At 71.8% G+C, this 20801-nt stretch carries 22 protein-coding genes; 18 read left to right on the top strand and 4 right to left on the bottom strand.

The window, feature by feature from the left end; translation table 11 throughout:
- Positions 1-40 precede the first annotated feature (40 nt).
- The 4 genes from ACTWPP_RS22075 to ACTWPP_RS22060 all read left to right on the top strand — a co-directional run bounded on the left by ACTWPP_RS22075 (position 41) and on the right by ACTWPP_RS22060 (position 3232).
- Complete coding sequence (locus ACTWPP_RS22075) at positions 41-445, top strand: PGPGW domain-containing protein (protein ID WP_443106222.1); 405 nt, start codon at positions 41-43, stop codon at positions 443-445.
- A 157-nt stretch (positions 446-602) separates the two neighbouring features.
- The gene (locus ACTWPP_RS22070) at positions 603-959 is read left to right on the top strand and encodes a hypothetical protein (protein WP_443106221.1); all 357 of its coding nucleotides are present in this window, start codon (positions 603-605) and stop codon (positions 957-959) included.
- 177 nt (positions 960-1136) lie between these two features.
- The gene (locus ACTWPP_RS22065) at positions 1137-1799 is read left to right on the top strand and encodes a dienelactone hydrolase family protein (protein WP_443106220.1); all 663 of its coding nucleotides are present in this window, start codon (positions 1137-1139) and stop codon (positions 1797-1799) included.
- Positions 1796-3232 carry an RtcB family protein gene (locus ACTWPP_RS22060; RefSeq protein ID WP_443106219.1) on the top strand — a complete coding sequence of 479 codons (1437 nt, stop codon included), beginning with the start codon at positions 1796-1798 and terminating at the stop codon, positions 3230-3232. Before ACTWPP_RS22065 ends, ACTWPP_RS22060 begins: the two co-directional genes overlap by 4 nt.
- A gap of 10 nt (positions 3233-3242) precedes the next feature.
- On the opposite strand, the gene ACTWPP_RS22055 is transcribed toward ACTWPP_RS22060, so the two are convergent.
- The 4 genes from ACTWPP_RS22055 to ACTWPP_RS22040 form a co-directional block, all read right to left on the bottom strand.
- Entirely contained in the window at positions 3243-3695 is a 453-nt protein-coding gene (locus ACTWPP_RS22055; RefSeq protein ID WP_443106218.1) for an archease, read from the bottom strand.
- A gap of 14 nt (positions 3696-3709) precedes the next feature.
- The gene (locus tag ACTWPP_RS22050; protein WP_443106217.1) at positions 3710-3958 is read right to left on the bottom strand and encodes a hypothetical protein; all 249 of its coding nucleotides are present in this window, start codon (positions 3956-3958) and stop codon (positions 3710-3712) included.
- Positions 3959-4031: 73 nt separating this feature from the next.
- Positions 4032-5573, bottom strand: a complete 1542-nt coding sequence (locus tag ACTWPP_RS22045; RefSeq protein WP_443106216.1) for a long-chain-fatty-acid--CoA ligase — start codon at positions 5571-5573, stop codon at positions 4032-4034.
- Positions 5560-6918 (bottom strand): PucR family transcriptional regulator, encoded by a 1359-nt coding sequence (locus ACTWPP_RS22040; RefSeq protein ID WP_443106215.1) that lies wholly within the window; start codon positions 6916-6918, stop codon positions 5560-5562. The genes ACTWPP_RS22045 and ACTWPP_RS22040 overlap by 14 nt, the downstream gene beginning before the upstream one ends.
- Before the next feature lie 219 nt (positions 6919-7137).
- On the opposite strand from ACTWPP_RS22040, the gene ACTWPP_RS22035 reads away from it, so the two are divergent.
- The 14 genes from ACTWPP_RS22035 (at position 7138) to ACTWPP_RS21970 (ending at position 20785) form a co-directional block, all read left to right on the top strand.
- A complete protein-coding gene (locus ACTWPP_RS22035) occupies positions 7138-7896 on the top strand; it encodes an ABC transporter ATP-binding protein (RefSeq protein ID WP_443106214.1) in 759 nt (252 codons plus the stop codon).
- A complete protein-coding gene (locus tag ACTWPP_RS22030) occupies positions 7893-8747 on the top strand; it encodes an ABC transporter ATP-binding protein (protein ID WP_443106213.1) in 855 nt (284 codons plus the stop codon). The genes ACTWPP_RS22035 and ACTWPP_RS22030 overlap by 4 nt, the downstream gene beginning before the upstream one ends.
- 2 nt (positions 8748-8749) lie before the next feature.
- Positions 8750-9631 (top strand): branched-chain amino acid ABC transporter permease, encoded by an 882-nt coding sequence (locus ACTWPP_RS22025; protein WP_443106212.1) that lies wholly within the window; start codon positions 8750-8752, stop codon positions 9629-9631.
- Entirely contained in the window at positions 9628-10710 is a 1083-nt protein-coding gene (locus tag ACTWPP_RS22020; protein ID WP_443106211.1) for a branched-chain amino acid ABC transporter permease, read from the top strand. Before ACTWPP_RS22025 ends, ACTWPP_RS22020 begins: the two co-directional genes overlap by 4 nt.
- 31 nt (positions 10711-10741) lie before the next feature.
- Positions 10742-12016: an ABC transporter substrate-binding protein gene (locus ACTWPP_RS22015; protein WP_443106210.1), complete on the top strand. Its 1275-nt coding sequence runs from the start codon at positions 10742-10744 to the stop codon at positions 12014-12016.
- A 164-nt stretch (positions 12017-12180) separates the two neighbouring features.
- Positions 12181-12309, top strand: a complete 129-nt coding sequence (locus ACTWPP_RS22010) for a hypothetical protein (protein ID WP_443106209.1) — start codon at positions 12181-12183, stop codon at positions 12307-12309.
- A 17-nt stretch (positions 12310-12326) separates the two neighbouring features.
- Positions 12327-13925, top strand: coding sequence for a benzoate-CoA ligase family protein (locus tag ACTWPP_RS22005; protein WP_443106208.1), 1599 nt, complete (start codon positions 12327-12329; stop codon positions 13923-13925).
- Positions 13925-14785: an amidohydrolase family protein gene (locus ACTWPP_RS22000; protein ID WP_443106207.1), complete on the top strand. Its 861-nt coding sequence runs from the start codon at positions 13925-13927 to the stop codon at positions 14783-14785. The genes ACTWPP_RS22005 and ACTWPP_RS22000 overlap by 1 nt, the downstream gene beginning before the upstream one ends.
- A gap of 405 nt (positions 14786-15190) precedes the next feature.
- Complete coding sequence (locus tag ACTWPP_RS21995; protein ID WP_443106206.1) at positions 15191-16390, top strand: ABC transporter substrate-binding protein; 1200 nt, start codon at positions 15191-15193, stop codon at positions 16388-16390.
- An 11-nt stretch (positions 16391-16401) separates the two neighbouring features.
- On the top strand, positions 16402-17274 hold the full coding sequence (locus ACTWPP_RS21990) for a branched-chain amino acid ABC transporter permease (RefSeq protein ID WP_443106205.1): 873 nt from the start codon (positions 16402-16404) through the stop codon (positions 17272-17274).
- Positions 17271-18305 carry a branched-chain amino acid ABC transporter permease gene (locus ACTWPP_RS21985; RefSeq protein ID WP_443106204.1) on the top strand — a complete coding sequence of 345 codons (1035 nt, stop codon included), beginning with the start codon at positions 17271-17273 and terminating at the stop codon, positions 18303-18305. Before ACTWPP_RS21990 ends, ACTWPP_RS21985 begins: the two co-directional genes overlap by 4 nt.
- Positions 18302-19084 (top strand): ABC transporter ATP-binding protein, encoded by a 783-nt coding sequence (locus ACTWPP_RS21980; protein WP_443106203.1) that lies wholly within the window; start codon positions 18302-18304, stop codon positions 19082-19084. Before ACTWPP_RS21985 ends, ACTWPP_RS21980 begins: the two co-directional genes overlap by 4 nt.
- The gene (locus ACTWPP_RS21975; protein WP_443106202.1) at positions 19081-19788 is read left to right on the top strand and encodes an ABC transporter ATP-binding protein; all 708 of its coding nucleotides are present in this window, start codon (positions 19081-19083) and stop codon (positions 19786-19788) included. The genes ACTWPP_RS21980 and ACTWPP_RS21975 overlap by 4 nt, the downstream gene beginning before the upstream one ends.
- Positions 19789-19927: 139 nt before the next feature.
- A complete protein-coding gene (locus tag ACTWPP_RS21970) occupies positions 19928-20785 on the top strand; it encodes a PaaX family transcriptional regulator (protein WP_443106201.1) in 858 nt (285 codons plus the stop codon).
- Positions 20786-20801 lie beyond the last annotated feature (16 nt).

Here is a 20801-nt window from a genome sequence, read left to right as displayed (position 1 = left end):
ATGCGGTGCGGGCGGCAGCCCCGCCGGACGGAGGGGGAGCATGGGGTACGGGAGGTCCGCCAAACGCGGTGTGATGCTCATCATCGGCGGCGCCGTCCTGCTGGCCGGGATCTCGCTGCTCATCCTGCCCGGCCCGGGAATGCTGATGGTGCTGGCCGGGCTGCTCATCCTCGGCCGCGAGTTCCCGTCCGTGAACCGCTTCGTCGAACCCGTCCGGGTGCGGGCGATCCAGGCGGCGGAGGAGAGCATCACCTCGTGGTGGCGCCTCACCGGCTCGGTGCTGACGGGGCTGACCCTGCTCGGCGCGGGCGTGCTGTGGGGTCTTGAGCCGAGGCTGCCGCTCAGCGGGTGGAGCACCGGGTCGGGCCTCATCCTGTCCGGAATCATCCTGTTCGCCCTGCTGTTTTGGAGCTACCGGCGCGTCAAGGCACGGCGGGCCGGGTGAAACAGACCGGCTGAAACACGCGGACGATTTTTTGTCCGGCGGATTTGATCCGGCGAGCGGGTATGACCGTGCCATGGGTATGGGCATTGTTCTTCGACTACTCGTCGCCGCGGGACTCGCGGCAGACGCCATCATCCACTGGCGTTTCGCGCCTGACATGGCGCCGGGACCCAACACCCCCAGCGGCACCATTGCAGGGGACACACTGTTCTACGCGCAGGCGATCGCGGCCGCGGTCGCGGGCGTGCTGGTCCTGGTGTGGGCGCGCAGGTGGACGTACGCGATAGCGTTCCTGGTCGCCGCGAGCGCCGCCGGCGCCGTCCTCATCTATTACTTCGTCGATTTCGGTCAGCTCGGGCCGATACCGCGCATGTACGACCCGTCGTGGTACGCCGACAAGACGATCAGTCTGGCGGGTGAGCTCATCGCCGCGATCGCCGCGCTGATCGGATTCTTCACCGTCGGGCGGACCCGGGACCGGGAAAGCGAATCCAGCGCCGTCCCGACCCCCTGACGCGGGATCCGCCTCGCGGGGGCGGGCGGAAGCACGGAAGGCCAGATCGCGCCGCACGGGCGGCATGCGCCGCATGAGCCGTACGCGCCGCATGCCGCCGATGCGCCGGCGCCGCCCAGCAGGGCGCCGCGGGTGAGATGGCTGCATGGGGGCTGGTCGGAGGGGTAGCCCGGCGGTATGAACATCGCAAATGTGACGATTGATCTTGAAGATGCATCGTTGCCGGGCGATCTGGTCCTGCCGGACGAACCGGCCGGCGTGGTGCTCTTCGCGCACGGCAGCGGAAGCTCCCGGCACAGCCCGCGCAACAGGGCCGTCGCGACCGGCCTCAACGAGGCGGGGATCGGCACCCTGCTGATCGACCTTCTCACCGCGCGGGAGGACGAGGTCGACGCCGCCACCGGCGAGCTGCGCTTCGACATCGGGTTGCTGACCGGGCGGCTGATCGGGGCGATCGACTGGCTCGCCGACGCGCCGCCGACCACCGGGTACCCGGTCGGGCTGTTCGGCGCGAGCACCGGGGCGGCGGCCGCCCTGGCCGCGGCGGCGGAACGCCCGGGACGCGTCCGCGCGGTGGTGTCGCGCGGCGGCCGCCCGGACCTCGCCGGGGACGCGCTGGAACGGGTCAGCGCGCCGGTGCTGCTGATCGTGGGGGCACGGGACCCGCAGGTCCTGCGGCTGAACGACGACGCGGCCGGCCGGATGCACGCCGCCGAGCACAAGCTGGAGATCGTCCCGCGGGCCTCGCACCTGTTCGAGGAGCCCGGCACGCTCGAGCAGGTGACGGCCATGGCCGCCCGGTGGTTCGACCGGTACCTGACGCAGCCCGCCACGGTGTGATCACCGTGGGCCTGGTGGAGGACGGGGCGTACCGTTTCCGGATCGAGCCGACCGGCGCCATGCGCGTGCCCGGGGTGGTGTTCGCCTCGCGGGACCTGCTGAGCGCGGCCGACCAGGCGGTCGACCAGGTCGCCAACGTGGCCACCCTGCCCGGAGTGGTGGAGGCGTCGTACGCCATGCCGGACATCCACTGGGGGTACGGGTTCGCGATCGGCGGTGTCGCGGCCACCGATCCGCGGGAGGGCGGCGTGGTCTCTCCCGGTGGCGTCGGGTTCGACATCTCGTGCGGCGTCCGGCTGATGGCGGCCGACATCGGCGCGACGGAGCTGCGGCCCGTCCTGGAGCGGGTGATGGACGCGCTGGACCCGGCCATCCCGCGCGGCATGGGCCGCGGGGCCGTGTGGCATCTGCCCGGGCGGGCGGAGCTGACCGGCATCCTCACCGGCGGCTCGCGGTACGCGGTCGAGCAGGGCCACGGCGACGAGCGGGACCTGCTGCGCTGCGAGGACGCGGGGGCGGTCGCCGACGCCGACCCCGGCCAGGTGAGCGAACGGGCCGCCGAGCGGGGCGCCCGGCAGGTCGGCAGCCTCGGATCGGGCAACCACTTCCTGGAGGTGCAGCGGGTCGCCGAGGTGTACGACGCGGACGCCGCCGGGGTGTTCGGGCTCCGGCCCGGCCAGATCTGCGTCATGATCCACTGCGGGTCGCGGGGCCTCGGACACCAGATCTGCACCGACCACGTCCGGGCGATGGAGAAGCAGATGCCCCGGCACGGCATCGAGGTGCCGGACCGGCAGCTCGCCTGCGCCCCGGTCGACTCGCCCGAGGGACGGTCCTACCTCGGCGCCATGGCCGCGGCCGCCAACTACGGCCGCGCCAACCGGCAGCTGCTCGCCCAGGCGGCGCGGGAGGTGTTCCGGCGGGTCGCCGGCGCGCGGCTCGACCTGGTCTACGACGTCTCGCACAACCTCGCCAAGATGGAAGAGCACCCCGTGGACGGCGGGCGGGCGGACGGTGAGCGGCGACGGCTGTGCGTGCACCGCAAGGGCGCCACGCGGGCGCTGCCGCCGGGCCATCCCGAGCTTCCACCCGACCTCCGCGACGCCGGCCAGCCGGTGCTGATCCCCGGGACGATGGGCACCTCCTCCTATGTCCTCGCCGGGGTACCGGACGGGCCCGCGTTCCACTCCACCTGCCATGGAGCCGGCCGCGCGCAGAGCCGCCACCAGGCTGCCCGCGGGGTCAGCGGCAAGGAGTTGCGGGCCGGGATGGAGCGGGACGGCATCGCCGTGCGCGCCTCGTCCTGGCGCGGGCTCGCCGAGGAGGCCCCGGACGCCTACAAGGACGTGTCCGCGGTGGTCGAGGCCAGCGAGGGGGCGGGTCTCTGCCGCAAGGTCGCGCGCCTGACCCCGGTCGGGGTCGTCAAGGGCTGAGGCCCGCCCGTCAGACGTCGATCGTGACGGCGCAGGACCAGCCGCCGTTCCCCGGATCGCCGCCGAAGCGCAGGTCGTGCAGGGACACCGCCTTGGGGACCGCGCCGACCGCCGTCGCCTCCGCGGCGTCGCCGACCTCCAGCCGGGCCGCGAGCCCGCCGCCCGCCGCCCCGGTGATCTCCGTGTCGAGGACGATCTCCCCGCCGACCTCCAGCCGGTAGATCACCTCGTCCAGCACGGTCACCAGCATGTCCGCGTCCGCGTCCGGTGGCACGTCCAGCCGGATGGTGCGCAGCGGCCGGACGCCGGCGATGTCGGCGAAGGAGCCGACCAGGCCCCTCACCGCCTCGGCGACGCAGCGCTGCCGGGTCGGCCCCCACGCCTCGATCCGCAGGTCGGCGGTGTGCGGGACGCTGCGATGCCCGCTCCCGCCGGCACCGTGCGCCTGCGGCCGCCCTGCCACTGGACCGTGTCCCCTCAGGCGCCGATGTCCCTGGCCATGTTGTCCAGGCGGTGCACGACCGCGTCGAGCCTCTCCTCCGGGACGGCGCCGCCCGCGACCTCGTGCTCGATCTCGTGACGCCGGACGATCAGCACCCCGGCGTCGGGGACGGCGTCCTCGCCCACATGGACGACGACGCACCCTCCGTGGGTGAAGACCAGGGCCGCGTCGGGATCCGGTGACTCCGCCAGTTCCCGCACGGTGTCCCGATCGACGAGCTGCATGAGCGCCTCCTCGATCCGTTCCTCTCCGTCCCTGGCCCTTCCCCGCCCGCCGGGAGCAAACCGGCGGGCGCGGCTAGTCGTGCTGCCGTCTGGCCGGTGCGAGGCTGCCGGGGCGGTCGTCGGGCGGCCCGGCGTCCGCCGTGGGGAACGGCAGCCCGAGAGCACGCTTGAGGATCTTGCCGGTGGGGCTGGTCGGCATCTCGTCCACGAACCACACCTGCCGCGGGTACTTGTACGCGGCGACCCGTTCCCTGACCCACAGGCGCAGCTCTTCCGCGCTCGCCGGGGCGCGCAGCGCCACGGCCGCCGCGATCTCCTCGCCGACCTCGGGATGCGGGAATCCGATGACGGCGGCCTGCCGCACCGCGGGATGCTCGTACAGGACCTCCTCGACCTCCCGCGGGTACACCGTGTAGCCCGCGCGGATGATCACGTCGCGGCGCCGGTCGACGAGGAAGAAGAACCCGTCGTCGTCGACCCGGCCCAGGTCGCCGGTGTGGAACCAGCCGTCGCGGACCGCGTCCGCTGTGGCCTCCGGGTTGTTCCAGTAGCCCTTCATCACGTTGGGCCCGCGCACGAGGATCTCCCCGATCTCGCCGCACGGCAGCTCCCGGCCGTCGTCGCCGACGACCCGCATCTCCACCTCGCGGACCGGCCGCCCGATCGACCCCTGCCGGCGGCCCTGACCGCCCCGGTTGGACGCCGACAGCGGAGAGGTCTCGCTCAGCCCGTAGCCCTCGATGATCGGGCAGCCGTACCGCGTCTCGTACACGCGCAGCACGTCCAGCGGCATCGCCGCCCCGCCGGACACGCAGATCCGCAGCAGCGACAGGTCGGACACGCCGGGCTGGTCGAGCAGCGCGATGTACATGGCCGGGACGCCGTGGAACACCGTCACCCCGTCCCGGCGGATGATCTCCAGCGCCCGGCCCGCCTCGAACCGCGGAAGCAGGGTGAGCCGCCCGCCCGCGTGGATCGTGGCGTTGAGCGCGCACGTCTGGCCGAACGCGTGGTACAGCGGGAGCGCCCCGAGGACGACGTCGTCCACCCCGAGCGCGAGCATCCGCGCCACCGTCTCCGCGTTGCTGGCGAGGTTGCCGTGGGTGAGCTCGATCCCCTTGGCGTGCCCCGTCGTCCCGGCGCTGTAGAGGATCACGGCGGTGTCGTCGGCGGCCTTCGGGACGATGTCGGGCTCGGGCGGCATCGTGCGCAGCAGCCTGCGGAACTCGCCCGGCACCACGAACATGAAGTCGGTCCGCGAGTCCGCCGTCCCCGCCTCCACGGTCTCCGCGTACGCGTGCCAGGCGATCACCAGCCGGGCCGCGCTGTCGTCGAGGTACGCGGCGATCTCCCGCCGCTTCAGCAGCGGATCGAGCGGGACGACCACCGCCCCCATCCGCATGGCCCCGTAGTAGACGACGGCGAACTCGGGCACGTTCGGGAGCATCACCGCGACCCGGTCGCCGGGCCGGATCCCGCGCCGTCGCAGCAGCAGGCCCATCCGCGCGCTCATGAGATCCAGCGCGCGGTAGCTGAGCCCCTCCCGGTCCAGCGTGAGAACCGTCCGCCCGCCGAGCCGATCGGCGGCGGCCCGGAGCCGCTCAGCGAGGTTCATGGGCCGACGGTACGTCGGCGATCCCGTCCGCCTCATTGGTCGCGGAGACCAGTCTTTTCCGCCCGGGATTGGTGGTGGGCGGCAACACGTCCTGAAGGGCGATGGCGACCAGCAGATCGACCAGGTCGGTGAAGTGCCGGAGGTTGCGGCCGGTCCGCTCCTGGATGCGGCGGAGCCGGTACTGGGCGGTGTTGTGGTGGATCTGCAGCTGTTCGGCGGCGGCGCGCAGGTTGAGGTCCGCGGCGGCGAACGCCCGGATCGTCGCGGTCAGCACCCCGCCGCGCATCCGGTCCTCCGACAGCAGTTCGGCGATGCGCGGATCGACGAGATGCCGGGCGGTGTCGTCGGCCCGCAGCGCCATGTACTCGAACGGGGAGATCCGCGGCAGCGCCGCCACACCGCCGTCCTCGGGCAGGTACTCCAGTACGTTGCGCGCCTCCTGGTAGGCGCGCGGGATCTGCCCCATGCCGTGGACCACGGTGCTGATTCCCATCGCCAGCACGATGCCCTCGGCGAGGAGGTTCTCCTGGACGGCCTGGAGCCGGTCGCACAGCTTCCCGGCGTCGCCGCCGGGGCCGAGCGCCGGCACCGCCACGATCTCCGACTGCCGCACGACCGAGAGCGTGCGGTGCTTGTTGACCTCGGTCCGGGCGATCGCCGCGCACGCCGCGTGCTGGGCGTCCACCTGGGCCTCCGCCCCCACCAGGACGGCCGCCACGACCACCAGCGGGGCGCGCGGGTCGGGGTTCAGGCCGTGCGCGTGCGCGGTCGCGAGCTGCGGCCCGCGGGTGGGCGCCTCCCCGCCCAGCAGCAGCTCCACCAGGTCGCGGCTCTCCCGGACGGTCTCCGCGGCGGCGTACTGCTGGAACTCCGCGTACGCGTTGGCGGCGTGCGTGCTGGCGAAGTCGCAGTACCGCATCAGCGGGGACGCCAGCGTCAGCGCCGCCTCGTGACCGGCGTACGACCGGCCCGCGTGCTCGACCACCGCCTCCCAGAAGACCTGCTGGCCGACCCGGAAGGCGTTGATGTAGTCGGCAAGGGCGAATCCGGCCTGGGCCCTGCGCATCGAGGCGCGGCGGGCGAAGGCGATGTCCTCGAAGGTGACCGTGCGTTCCTCCAGGAGCACGGCGAGTTTGGTGCGGTAATGCCGGCCCACCTGTTCGCGTACGTCGGCGCAGAAATCGGCGCCCTTCGCGCTGTAGGCGGGGATTTCCTCGCGCATGGTCTCGACGGCCCTGTCCGCAAGCTCGTCGACGACATTGAGCAGCTCGGCGAGGATTCGTGAGCGTTCGGTACGGAGTGTCTCCGTACCGCTGAGCGTTCCCGTGCTGAATGCAGCGGACATGTCCGGATGATTGCTGGCTATCTCCCCAGCGTCAACGGTCCGTGACACGTCCGAGACGGACGCTGTGCGGGACGGACAATACCCAGGTCACATCTTGGGTTCCCGTGCCCAATGTGCGCGCTGAGCGGCGGATTTTACGGTGAGGGCCCCTGCTCCAGAACACCGTTCTGTGGTGACCGCCCGAGGCGGCGCCGCCTCACCCCGCGCACAGGAGGCCGGATGCTGGAGGTTCACGATCTTACCGTTCGCTTCGGCGGCATTACCGCACTGGGGGGTGTCGGCTTCGAGGTGCGGCGGGGCGAGATGGTGGGTCTGATCGGACCTAACGGCGCCGGCAAGACGACCCTGTTCAACTGCCTGACCCGCCGCTACGACGCGGACGAGGGCACGGTCACCTACGAGGACGGGGACCTGCTCGCCGTGGCGCCGCACGCGATCGCGGCGCTCGGCATCGCCCGCACGTTCCAGAACCTCGGGCTCTTCCCCCGCATGTCCGTCAGGGACAACATCATGGTCGGCGCGCATCACCACGGCCGGGCCGGGTTCGTCAGCGCGAGCCTGCGGCTGCCGTCGGTCCGCAGCGAGGAGCGGAGGCTGCGGGGCGAGGCCGACGAGCTGCTGAAACGGCTGGACCTGGCCGAGGTCGCCGGCCATCCCGCCGCCGGGCTGCCGTTCGGCACCCTCAAACGGGTCGAGCTGGCCCGCGCCCTGGCCGCCCACCCCCGGCTGCTGCTGCTGGACGAGCCCGTCAACGGCCTCAGCCTCGGCGAGGTCGACGAGTTCGCCGGCTGGCTCCAGACGATCCGCGACGACTTCGACGTCACCGTGATCGTCGTCGAGCACCACATGGGGTTCGTGATGGGCACCTGCGACCGGGTGGTCTGCCTGGACTTCGGCAAGAAGATCGCCGAAGGGTCGCCCGAGGAGGTCCAGCGCGATCCCGCCGTCATCGAGGCCTACCTGGGGACAGCCGCATGAGCGAGCCGAGCGAGGCCGAACAGGCAACGGACGCCACCGAGGCCACAGAGCCCACAGAAGCCACAGAGGCGAAAGAGCCCAGCGAGCCCAAAGAGGCGACAGGGGCCGCGGAAGCCGTGGCCGAGGACGCCGACCAGGACTACCTGGTCGTGGACGACCTCTACGCGGGCTACGGCGATGTGCGGGTGCTGCACGGGGTGAGCCTGCGGGTCGGCAAGGGCGACATCTGCGCGATCCTCGGGCCGAACGGCGCGGGCAAGACGACCCTGCTGCGGGCGCTGTGCGGGGTGATCCGCGGGCGCGGCGCCGTCCGGCTGGACGGGACATCGCTGTCGGGGCGCTCACCGGACGCCGTCGCCCGGCGCGGCGTGGCCCACGTCCCCGAGGGACGAGGCACGTTCATGCCGCTGACGGTCGAGGAGAACCTGCGGCTCGGCGCGTACGCGCGGCGGGACCGCGCCGGCGTCCAGGCCGACCTGGAACGCGTGTACGGCCACTTCCCCGTGCTGAAGGAGCGGGTCAAGCAGCCGGCGGGCAGCCTCAGCGGCGGTGAGCAGCAGATGCTCGCGATCGGCCGGGCGCTGATGTCGCGGCCCCGGCTGCTGCTGCTGGACGAGCCGTCGCTCGGCCTGGCCCCGCTGGTGACCAGGGAGCTGTTCGGCATCGTCCAATCGATCAACCAGGAGGAGCGGACCACCGTGGTCGTCGTGGAACAGAACGCACATCTGGCGCTGGGCATCGCCGGGCAGGCGCATGTGCTGGAAAGCGGCCGGATCGTGCTGTCGGGCTCGGCGGCGGAGATCCGGGCCGACGAGCAGGTCGCCCAGTCCTACCTCGGATACCGGATCTAGTCATGGCCGACTTCCTGCAGAACGTCATCGGAGGGCTGGGCGCCGGCGCGATCTACGCGAGCCTCGCCCTCGCCCTCGTGCTGATCTACCAGTTCACCGGGATCGTGAACTTCGCCCAGGGCGAGCTGGCCATGTTCGCGACCTACGTCGCCTGGACGTTCATCGACGCCGGCGTGCCGTTCTGGCTCGCGCTGATCCTCACGCTCGCGATCTCGTTCGTCGGCGGCATGCTGATCGAACGGGTGATCATCCGGCCGGTGGAGGGCGCCCCCGAGCTGACCCTCGTGATCGTCACCGTGGGCCTGTTCATCTTCGTCAACGCGGCGGCCGGCTGGATCTGGTCGTTCCTGATCAAGGACTTCCCGAACCCGTTCCCGGGCGGCGCGCTCCAGGCCGGCGGGGTCAGCCTCGGTTACTCCACGCTCGGCGTGTTCGCCGTGGTGGGCGGGGTGATGGGCCTGCTCTACCTGCTGTTCCGCTACACCAAGGTCGGGCTCGGGATGCGCGCGGTGGCCACCAACCCCGATTCGGCCCGGCTGGTCGGCATCCGGGTCGGCTGGACGCTGGCGTTGGGCTGGGGCCTGGCCGCGATGGTCGGCGCGGTGTCGGGGGTCCTCGTCGCGCCGCTGCTGTTCCTGGAGCCCAACATGATGGGCGGTGTCCTGATCTACGCGTTCGCCGCCGCCACCCTCGGCGGCTTCGACAGCCCGCTGGGCGCGGTGGTCGGCGGCCTGATCGTCGGCGTGGCCGAAACCCTGGCCGGGTCGTACGTGGACGCCATCGGCTCCGACCTGAAGATCGGCGTTCCGCTGGCCGTCATCCTCGGCGTCCTGCTGCTGCGCCCCCAAGGCCTGTTCGGACGAGCGGTGGTGGAACGCGCATGAGCGAATCGACGGAAGCGACTGAGACCACCCGGGCGGCGGACACACCGGAGTCCGCCGAGGACGAGCGGGCGGCGCCGGCGGCGCCGCGGGACCGGCTGATGGCGTTCACCGTGCGGAACTTCCGGTGGATCGCGCTCGGGGTGCTGCTGCTGATGGCCCTGTGGGCGCCGTTCCAGCTGGTCCCGTTCCGGGTCTTCCAGTTCACGATGGTGATGGTCTACGCGGTGGCGCTGCTCGGGCTGAACCTGCTGGTCGGCCATGCCGGGCAGATCTCGCTGGGCCACGGGGCGTTCTTCGCGGTCGGCGCGTACGGGACGGCCGTAGGGATGTACCACTGGGACCTGCCGTACCTGCTGACGTTCCCGCTCGCGGCCGGGCTGGCGTTCGTGATCGGGCTGGCGTTCGGGGTGCCGGCCACCCGGCTGCGCGGGCTGTATCTGGCGCTGGTCACCCTCGCCATAGCGATCTTCATTGTGCCGCTGCTCAAGCGGTTCGAGTCGGTGACCGGCGGGTCGATGGGCCTGACGCTGGAGAAGCCGGCGCCGCCCGCGTGGACGGGGCTGGCCGCGGACCAGTGGCTGTACTTCCTGGCGCTGGCCGCGACGATCCTGGCGTTCGTGGTGGTGCATCTGCTGCTGCGCTCGCGGGTCGGCCGGGCGCTGCACTCCGTCCGGGACAACGAGACGGCGGCCGAGGTCATGGGTGTGAAGCCAGCCTCGTACAAGCGGCTCGCGTTCGCGTGGAGCGCGATGTTCGCGGGCGCGGCGGGCTGTCTCTACACGTGGACGATCGGGTTCGTCTCGCCCGACTCGTTCACCGTCAACCTCTCGATCACGCTGCTGGCGGGGATCGTGGTCGGCGGGCTGGGCTCGACCTGGGGGCCGTTGTTCGGCGGCCTGTTCGTGATGTTCGTGCCGAGCCTCTCCCAGGACATCAACAAGGCGGCTCCGGGGGTCATCTTCGGGCTGCTGATCATCGCGGTGATGTACGTCGCTCCGACCGGCCTGGCCGGGCTGGTCGGGCGTGCCGCGCACTGGTTCAACAAGACCCGCTCTAACAGGATCCTCCGGAAGGGGTAAGGGCATGCGTCGATCAATGAGAAGCGGCACGATGCTGATGCGGGGTACGGCGGTGTCGGCCGCCGTGCTGCTGGCGGCGACGACCGCGGCGGCCTGCGGCGGACGCGACGACGGCGACGGCGGCGGCACCGCCAGCGGTGCCTGCGAGGGGCAGCAGACGACCGGCATCACCGACTCCACGCTCAAGCTCGGCGGCATCTACCCGCTGTCCGGCCCGGCCTCCGCGTACGGCGCCATCCCGAAGGGCATCCAGGCCTACTTCGACTACGTCAACGCCGAGAAGGGCGGCATCGACGGCCGCACGGTGGAGTTCGTCGTCCGCGACGACGGCTACCAGCCGCCGAAGGCGGTCGAGGAGGCGCGCCGGCTGGTCGAGCAGGAGCAGGTGTTCGCGCTGTTCCAGACCCTCGGCACGCCGTCGACGACGGCGACGTGGGACTACACGAACCAGCGGAAGGTGCCGCAGATCTTCGTGGCCACCGGTGCCTCCAAGTGGGGGGCCGACGACAAGCACCCGTGGACGATCGGCTGGCAGCCCAACTACGTCTCCGAGGCCCGGGTGTACGCCCAGCACCTCAAGCAGGAGAAGCCGGAGGCCAAGGTCGCGATCCTGTTCCAGAACGACGACTTCGGCAAGGACTTGCTGGGCGGCTTCAAGAAGGCGATCGAGGGCAGCAAGATCAAGATCGTCCAGGAGAAGAGCTACGAGGTCACCGACCCGAGCGTGGAGCCGCAGATGCGGGACCTGGCGGGCTCGGGCGCCGACGTGTTCCTCAACATCACCACGCCGAAGTTCGGCTCGCAGGCGCTGGCCGCCGACGCCAAGATCACGGACTGGAACCCGCTGCACATCCTGAACAACGTCGCCGCGTCGGTGACGGTGCTGAAGCCGGTCGGCTTCGAGAACGTGCAGGGCGTCGTGTCCTCCACGTACTACAAGGACCCGATCGACCCGCAGTGGGCGGACGACGCGGAGATGAAGCTCTACAAGGCGAAGATGAAGCAGTACGAGCCGAACGCGGACCCCGCCGTCCCGTACCACGCCTTCGGCTGGGCGGTGGCGAGCAGCTTCCACAAGACGATGGAGGCGGCCAAGTGCAAGACCCGCGAGGGCCTGCGCGACTCGATGCGCAGCCTCAACAACGTCGAGGTCCCGATGCTGCTGCCCGGCGTGACGCTGCAGACCGGCGCCGATGACGGCTTCCCGATCGAGTCGATGCAGATGATGGAGTTCGAGGGCGAGCGCTGGAACCTCACCGGCGAGGTCATCGACACCCGCAAGGTGTTCGGCCCTGTCGGGGAGTGACCTGGCTTCACCTCCCACACCCCCCGGCCACCGGCCCGGCTGCGCGCGCAGCCGGGCCGGTGGCCTGTCCGGAGCCGAAACGGCAAACATTCTACTAAGCATTGACGAGAGTGGAGGTATATGTAGAGTATTGGCCAACCTCGATCAACGGGAGGGCGGAAGAGGTGCGCATCGCCGTCGAGGAGCTGATGAGACCGGTCCACGAACGCGGCAAAATCGCCGCCTGGATCGCCCCGCCCCGCAACGGCATCAACGGCAAGCCCTTCGACTACGACTACGTCCACCTCGCCTGAAAGCGGGACGGCAGCACATGAGCGAACTCTTCAACGCGTCCCTCTACCTGCTCGACCGCCATGTGGAGCGGGGCGACGGCGACCGCCTCGCCCTGACCGGCGCGGGCGGCGACCTCACCTACGCGGAGCTGCACGAACGCGTCCGGCGCACCGCCGCCGGGCTGCGCGAGACCGGCCTGCTGCCCGAGCAGCGGCTGATGATGTTCATGGCCGACTCACCGGACTTCGTCACGGTGTTCCTGGCCGCCCTGCGGATCGGCGCCGTCCCGGTGCCCGTGTCCACGATGCTGCACGCGGGCGGCCTGGCCGATCTCCTGCGCGATTCGCGGGCGACGCTGCTGGCGGTCACCGCGGACTTCGCCGGCGTCGCCTCCGAGGCGGCGGAGAGCGCGCCCGGGCTGACCGGCATCCTGGCGGGCGACGGCACCACCGTCACCGCCGGCGTGCCGGTGCACACGCTCGCCGGTCTCGCCCGCACCGAGCCGCGCGGTGAGCCGTACGACACCGCGGCCGACTCCCCGGCCTTCTGGCTCTACACCTCGGGGACCACCGGCACGCCGAAGGCCGCCATGCACCGGCACGGCTCGATCCGCGTGGTGTGCGAGACCTACGGCGAGCAGGTCCTCGGCATCCGCCCCGGCGACCGGTGCCTGTCGGCCGCCAAGGCGTTCTTCGCCTACGGCCTCGGCAACTCGGTGCTGTTCCCGCTGGCGGCGGGCGCGGCGGCGATCCTGGAGCCGGAGCCGTCCCGGCCGGAGCGGCTGGCCGGCCGCGCCCGCGCCCATGGCGCGACGCTGTTCTTCGCCGGCCCGACGTTCTTCGCCAACATGCTCCGCGCCGACCTGTCCCCCGACGCCCTGGACGGCGTCCGGCTCGCGGCCTCGGCCGGGGAGCCCCTGCCGACCGCGCTCTACCACCGGTGGACGAGCCGTTTCGGCGTCGACATCCTGGACGGCATCGGCATGACCGAGATGCTGCACATCTTCCTGTCCAACCGGGAGGGCTCGGTCCGGGCCGGCACCACGGGCGTCGCGGTGCCCGGCTACGAGCTGCGCATCCTGGACGAGGAAGGGTACGAGGTCCCCCAGGGGACTCCCGGCACGCTGTACGTGCGCGGCGAGTCCGCCGCGACCGGCTACTGGTCCCGCTACGCCCCCTCCCGCCGGACGTTCCAGGGGGAGTGGCTGCGGACCGGCGACACCTATGTTCAGGACGCCGACGGCTACTACACGTGCCTCGGCCGTACCGGCGACATGCTCAAGGCCAGCGGCATCTGGGTGTCGCCGGCCGAGGTGGAGGGCCGGCTGCTGGCGCATCCGGCGGTCACCGAGGCCGCGGTGGTGGCGGCCAACGACGGCGACGGCCTGGAGAAACCGGTCGCCTACGTGGTCATCGGGGACGCCGATGTCACCGAGGCCGAGCTGATCGAGTTCTGCAGGGAGGGGCTGCCGTCGTTCAAACGGCCGCGCCGCGTGGTGTTCGTGGACGCGCTGCCGACGACCGCCACCGGGAAGGTCCGGCGGGTGGAACTGCGCGCCAACGCCGCCGGCGTGCTGCTCGAACCGGCGGAGCCGCCGCAGGAGACCTCCCTGGTCGCCGCCTCCGAGGAGGGCTGATGCTGGACGGCAGGCCCCTGGTGGACGTCCACATGCACGTCGCCCGGCTGCCCACCCTCAAGCCGGCGTGGCGGCGGTGGGCGAACGACTTCGGCGACGGCGACGCCCTGGACCGGGTCTACGACGCGTCCGGGACGGCCGACCCCGGCCGTTTCGACGCTTACCTGGCCGGCGAGGGCGTGGACGTGGCGCTGCTGCTGACCGAGTACAGCCCGAAGGCCACCGGCATCCAGCCCGTGGAGGACGTCCTGCCGCTGACCGCGCACAACCCGTCCAGGATCAAGCTGATCGCCAACATCAACCCGCACCTGCACTACCCGGTCGAGGAGGAGCTTCAGCGCCAGATCGACCTGGGCGCGGTCGCCTGCAAGCTGCATCCGGTGCACGCGGGCGTCGCCGCCGACGACCGCAGCCTGTACCCCGCGTACGAGCTGTGCCAGTCGGCCGGTATCCCGCTGGTCGTGCACTGCGGGACCAGCACGTTCCCCGGCTCCACGAACCGGTACGCGGACCCCGTCCTGCTGGACGCCGTCCTGCGCGACTTCCGCAGGCTGCACGTCGCGCTGGCGCACGGCGGGCGGGGCTGGTGGTACGACGCGGCCGCGTTCATGGCGCTGTCGAACGAGCGGGTCTGGATCGAGCTGTCCGGGCTGCCCCCGTCCCGGCTCCGCGAGTACTACGCGAAGTACGACTGGAACCGCCTCACCAAGCGGATGATCTTCGGTACCGACTGGCCGGGCGTCCCCGGGATCGCCCGGAACGCCCGCGCGGTCGCGGCGATCTGCCCTGACGAGCGGACCGCCGCCCTGGTGCTGGCAGGCAACGCGGCCCACGTCTACAACCTCAGGCCGGAGCCCTGATGGCGCCCGTGCCGCGGAGCCGCACCCACGACACCCGGCGGGACGGGAACGGCCCACCAAGCCTCTGGTGGACGGTGGAAACGCCGCGGCTCTTCCACGGCGGGCCCGGCGGGACCGGCGGTGGCGAGGAGCCGGGCTGGTCTGAACCGATGTGCCGTGGATCACACGGCCTTTCAGCTTGACGTACCGCATCATATTTGTCAACGACAGAATTTCGTGACGCATTATTTCTGTCGATCTTGCGGTGACGATCACGCCTTCCCCGCTGCCGACTCCCGGCATCTGAGCAGGTCACCCTTCCAATCTTATTCACGACAAACTATTGACGCTGCGCCATAGCAATGTAGATTCTGTGCGCACCGGCCGGTGCCCGCGCATCGGCGCCCGACCTTCCGAGGAGCCGTCATGGGCGTACTCTCCGTTCTTGTCCGAGCATTGCGACCGGCCACCGGGGTCGCCGCGATCACGGCGGGCGCTCTCGCGCTGTCGGGGTGCGGTGGTTCGAGCCTGAGCCAGTCCGGCGGCGGCGACTCCGGGGACGAGGTGAAGATCGGGCTGCTGGTCCCGCTGTCGGGCGTCTACGCGCCGCTCGGCGAGGACATGCGCAACGGGTTCCAGCTCTACCTCGACCAGCACGGCGGCGAACTCGGCAAGCGGAAGATCAAGATCGTCACGGCCGACGAGGGCGCCGGCCCGCAGTCCGGCGTGCCCGCCGCGCAGAAGCTGGTGACGCAGGACCAGGTGACCGCGGTGGCCGGCGTGGTCAACTCCGCGACCGCGCTCGGCCTGCGCGACTTCTTCGACGAGTCCAAGCGGCCGCTGCTGGTCGCCAACGCCGGCGCCGACGACATCACCGGCGCCCGCAAGTCCGCGTACGTGTGGCGCACCAGCTTCGCCAACGGCAAGGTCGGGGCCGCGCTCGGCCCGGCGGTCGCCGACGAGGTCGACGGCGGCGTCTACCTCATGGCCTCGGATTACGCGGCCGGACGGGAGATGGTGGCCGGGTTCCGCAAGACCTTCGAGGAGGCGGGCGGCAAGGTCGCCGGCGAGGAGTTCACCCCGTTCGGCAAGACCCAGGACTACCAGCCGTACCTGTCGAAGATCCGCGGCTCCGGCGCCAAGGCCGTCTACGTCTTCTACGCCGGCGCCGAGGCCGTGAGCTTCGTCAAGCAGTACAAGCAGTTCGGCCTGGCGGGCGAGACGCCGCTGTACGGCACCGGCTTCCTGACCGAGGGCGGTGTGCTGGAGGCCCAGGGCGACGCCGCCGAGGGAGTGAAGACGTCCCTGCACTACTCGTCCGAGATCGACACCCCGCGCAACAAGAAGTTCGTCGAGGCCTACAGCAAGGCGTTCAACGAGTCGCCCACGGTCTACGCCGTCCAGGCGTACGACGCCGCGGCCGTGCTCGACAAGGCGCTCGCCAAGGCCGGGGGGACAGGCGGCGAGGAACTCGCCAAGGTGCTGGGGAGCATCGGCCCCATCGACAGCCCCCGGGGACAGTGGAGCTTCGGCGCCGACCATGACGCCGAGCAGAAGTACTACCTGCGCGAGGTCCGTTCCGGCGACGGCGGCATGGTCAACGCGATCGTCCGAGAGCTGAGCTGAGCGCCGTCCCCATGGACACCTACCTGGTGAGCGTGCTGAACGGCCTGGCGATGGGATCGCTGCTGTTCGCGATCGCGCTCGGGCTCTCCCTGGTGTTCGGCATGATGGACGTGCTCAACCTCGCGCACGGTGCCGTCTATCTCGTCGGCGCCTACGTCGCGGTCGCGCTGGTGACCACCGGGACGGGGCTGGTGCCGTTCGTCCTGGCCGTCCTGGCCGCGGCCCTGGCCGGGGCGCTGCTCGGCGGGGCGCTGGCCGGCCTGACCCGCGCCACGCCCCACCATCTCGATCAGGCCCTGCTCACGCTCGGTGTGGCCCTGGTGGTGGCGGAGCTGCTGACGGTGTTCTTCGGGAGCGACGTGCGCTCCATTTCCGCGCCGGCGCCCCTCGACGGCGGCGTCGCGATCCTCGGCGGGACCTACCCCGTCTACCGGCTGGCGGTCATCGGGTTCGGCGTCGCGCTGGCCGTGGCGGTCTACCTGCTGGTCGAACGCAGCACGCTCGGTTCGCTGATCCGCGCCACGGTCAGCGACCGCGCGATGGTGTCGGCCCTGGGCGTCAACACCGGCCGGGTGCTGGTGGGGGTCTTCGCGGCGGGCGCCGCGCTCGCCGCGGTCGGCGGGGTGCTGGCCGGGCCGATCCTCGGGGCGCAGCCCGGCCTGGACGACAAGGTGCTGCTGCTCGCGCTGGTCGTGGTGGTGATCGGCGGCCTGGGCTCGGTCCGCGGGGCGCTGCTCGGCGCCGTCCTCATCGGGCAGGTGCAGGCGCTCGGCACCTCGCTGCTGCCGGAGTTCGCCTCATTCCTGATCTTCGCGGCGATGGCCCTGGTGCTGCTGCTGCGTCCGGCGGGCCTGCTCCCCGCCCGGACGGCGGTGCACGCATGAAGGCGGTGCACAGCGCGGCCGCCCGCGAGGAGGCGCCGGACACCGCGGCCCGGACCGGGGCGCGGAGGGGGAAGCCCGGTGGCGGCCTTCCCGTCCGGCACCGGACGGTCGCCGCCGTCGCGGTCCTGCTGATCCTCGCGGCGGCGCCCCTGGTCCTCGGCGCGTATCCCGTGACGACGATGACCCGGATGCTGGCCTTCGCGGTGCTGGTGCTCAGCGTCGACCTGCTGACCGGCGTCACCGGCCTGCCCACGCTCGGCCAGGCGGCCTACTTCGGCGTCGGCGCGTACACGGCCGTGCTCGTGGGCCTGCACATCACCTCGGACGCGATCGTCCAGGTGCTCGCCGCGGCGGCGATGGGCCTGGTCGCGGCCGCGCTGACCGGGTGGGTCGCCGTCCGCGCCCGCGGCATCGTCTTCCTCATGCTCACGCTCGCGATCGGCGAGTCCGTGCATCAGGTCGCCGACACCTGGCCGGCCGTGGGCGCCAGCAACGGCCTGGCCGGCATGCCGCCGATCACGCTGTTCGGCGGGCCGTCCCTGCTGGCCGCCGGGTTCGTCTACTGGTGGGTGCTGGTGGTGGCGGCCGCCGTGTTCGCCGCCGTGGCGCAGGTCGTGCGGTCCCCGTACGGCCGGACGCTGCGCGGCATCCGCGACAACGAGTCCCGGATGCGGGCGCTCGGCTACCGTCCCGCGCTCGCCAGGTACGGCGTGTTCTGCCTGGCGGGCGCCGTCGCGGGCGTCGGGGGCGCGCTGTGGGCGGCGCAGGCGCGGTTCGTCTCGCCCGGCGACCTCGGCTTCGACATCGCGGCGCTCGCGCTGCTCAGCGTCGTGATCGGCGGGGCGGGCAGCCTGTGGGGGCCGTGCCTGGGCGCCGCGCTGGTGCTGCTCGTCCGCGACAACCTCTCCAGCTACATCGGCGGGCACGGACCGCTGGTGCTGGGCCTGCTGTTCATCGCCGTCGTCTTCGTCGTCCCGCGCGGCCTGGCCGGCCTCACCGCTCACCGGCGCCGGAAGGAGAGTCCCGCATGACGGCCCTTCTGCAGTTGCGCGGGCTCACCCGCTCCTACGGGTCGCTCACCGCCGTGGACAACGTGGACCTGGAGGTCGCGGCGGGCGAACGGCACGCTCTCATCGGCCCCAACGGCGCGGGCAAGTCGACGCTGTTCGCGACGGTCGCGGGGACGCTCCGGGCCTCCGGCGGGAACGTGCTGTTCTCCGGCCTGGACGTCACCTCCCTCTCCGAGCCCGAGCGCGCCCGCCGGGGAATGCTGCGCACCTTCCAGCACTCCAGCCTCTTCCTCGGCTGCACCGTCCTGGACAACGTCGCGCTCGCCGTCCAGCGCGTCCAGGGGGTGGCCCACCGCTTCCACCGGGCCGCGCACCGCTTCACGCGCACCGACGACGAGGTGCGCCGCCACCTGGACGCGGTCGGGCTGGCCGGACGCGCGGGCGACAAGGTCGCGACCCTCTCCCACGGGGAGCGGCGGCAACTCGAAGTGGCGATGGTGCTCGCCGCGGAGCCCGCCCTGGTCATGTTCGACGAGCCCACCGCCGGGATGTCCGCCGCCGAGACCGAACGGTTCGCCGAGCTGATCGAACGGCTTCCCCGCGACCTCACCCTCCTCATCGTCGAGCACGACCTGGAGGTGGTGTTCCGCCTGGCCGACCGGGTCACCGTCCTGCACCTGGGCCGGGTCCTCGCCTCCGGGACACCGGAGGAGATCCGGGCGGACGCGGACGTCCAGCGGGCCTACCTCGGCGCGGCCAGAACCGATGAGCTGTTCACCGACTCCGGAGGATCCCGATGACGGACCTGCTCACCGTCCGTGACCTGCATGCGGGCTACGACGGGACCACGGTGCTCGACGGCGTCGACCTCGACGTGCCCGCCGGCGCCGTCGTTGCCCTGCTCGGCCGCAACGGCGTCGGCAAGACCACGCTCGTCCACACGGTGATGGGCATGCTGGAGCCGTATTCGGGCAGCGTCCGCGTCGGGGGACGCGAACTCGCCGGAGCGGCCGCGCACACCGTCGCCCGCAACGGCGTCGCCATCGTCCCGCAGGGCCGCAGGGTGTTCGCGCCGCTCACGGTGGAGGAGAACCTCCGCATCGCCGCGTCCCGCCGCCGTCGCGGCCAATGGACTCCGGAGCGGATCTACGAGCTCATGCCGCGCCTCGCCGAACGCCGCGCCAACCGGGGCGATCAGCTGTCCGGCGGCGAGCAGCAGATGCTGGCGATCGCCCGGGCGCTGATGCGGAACCCGCGCCTGCTCCTGCTGGACGAGCCGTCCGACGGTCTGGCCCCCGCGGTCGTCGACCAGGTCGCCGGGCTGCTGGAGGGACTGCGCGACGAGGGCATCGCGACGCTGCTGGTGGAGCAGGACCTCCATCTGGCGTTCCGGCTCGCCGGCGAGGTCGCCGTGATGCAGAAGGGCCGCATCGTCCACCGATGCGGCACCGAGGAGTTCCGGGCCGACCGCGACCGGGCCCACGCACTCCTCGGCGTCGGCTGACGTGCCGCGCCGGGACGGCACCGCGCACGGACGGCACCGCGCACGCTCCTATTACGCGAACGCGACGCTGCGTTGGATGTTTGTAAAGTGGCGATGGCTTTCTGTGGTCGTTTCCAGTCAAGGAGTTGTCCGTCCCGCCATGTCCCCTGACGATGAGCCCGCGCCCGTCCCGTCTCTCAGCCGCCGTCAGCAGATGGGCGCGGGCACGGCCCGGTCGCTCCTGCTGACCGTCTTCGGCGAGTTCGTGCTGCCGCACGGCCTGCCGGTGTGGACGTCCACGGTGCTCCATGTGCTGACCCGCCTGAAGATCGAGGAGAAGTCGGCCCGCCAGGCGCTGAACCGGCTGGCCGCCGACGGCTGGATCGCTTCCGAGCGGTCGGGGCGGCGGGTCCGGTGGGCGCTGACCGGGCACGGTCACGCCCTGCTGACCGAGGGCGCGGAGCGGATCTACTCCTTCGGCCGCGACCGCGACACGTGGGACGGGCGGTGGCTGGTGCTGCTGGCCAGCGTCCCGGAGTCCAAGCGCGACCTGCGTCACCAGCTGCGCAACCGGCTGACCTGGGCGGGCCTCGGCAGCCCCGCCCCCGGGCTCTGGATCAGCCCGCACACCTCCCGGGAGGCCGAGGCCAAGCAGGTGGTGGAGAGCCTCGGCCTGGACTCGGAGGTGTACTCGTTCTGCGGTCCGTTCTCCGGCATCGGCTCCGAGCGCACCATGGTCGAGCAGGCGTGGCATCTCGGTGATCTGGCCACCGCCTACGAGGGCTTCGTCCAGGAGTTCGCCGGATTGCAGCCCGATCCCGGTGACCAGGTCCTCCTCGCCCAGGTCCGCCTGGTGGACGCGTGGCGGCGCTTCCCCCGACTGGACCCGCAGCTGCCCCGCGAGCTGCTCCCGCCGCACTGGATCGGGGTGCGCGCGGCCAACGTCTTCAAGGACCTGCACCAGGAATGGCACGCCCCCGCCCAGCAGCGCTGGACGACCCTGACCACCGACGCCTGACCGGAGACCGGTTTGG

The sequence above is a fragment of the Actinomadura sp. 3N407 genome (assembly GCF_052245875.1).
Taxonomy (GTDB): Bacteria; Actinomycetota; Actinomycetes; order Streptosporangiales; family Streptosporangiaceae; genus Spirillospora.
The sequence above is the reverse complement of the archived record's forward strand: the minus strand, read 5'-3'. Positions and strand labels throughout refer to the sequence as shown.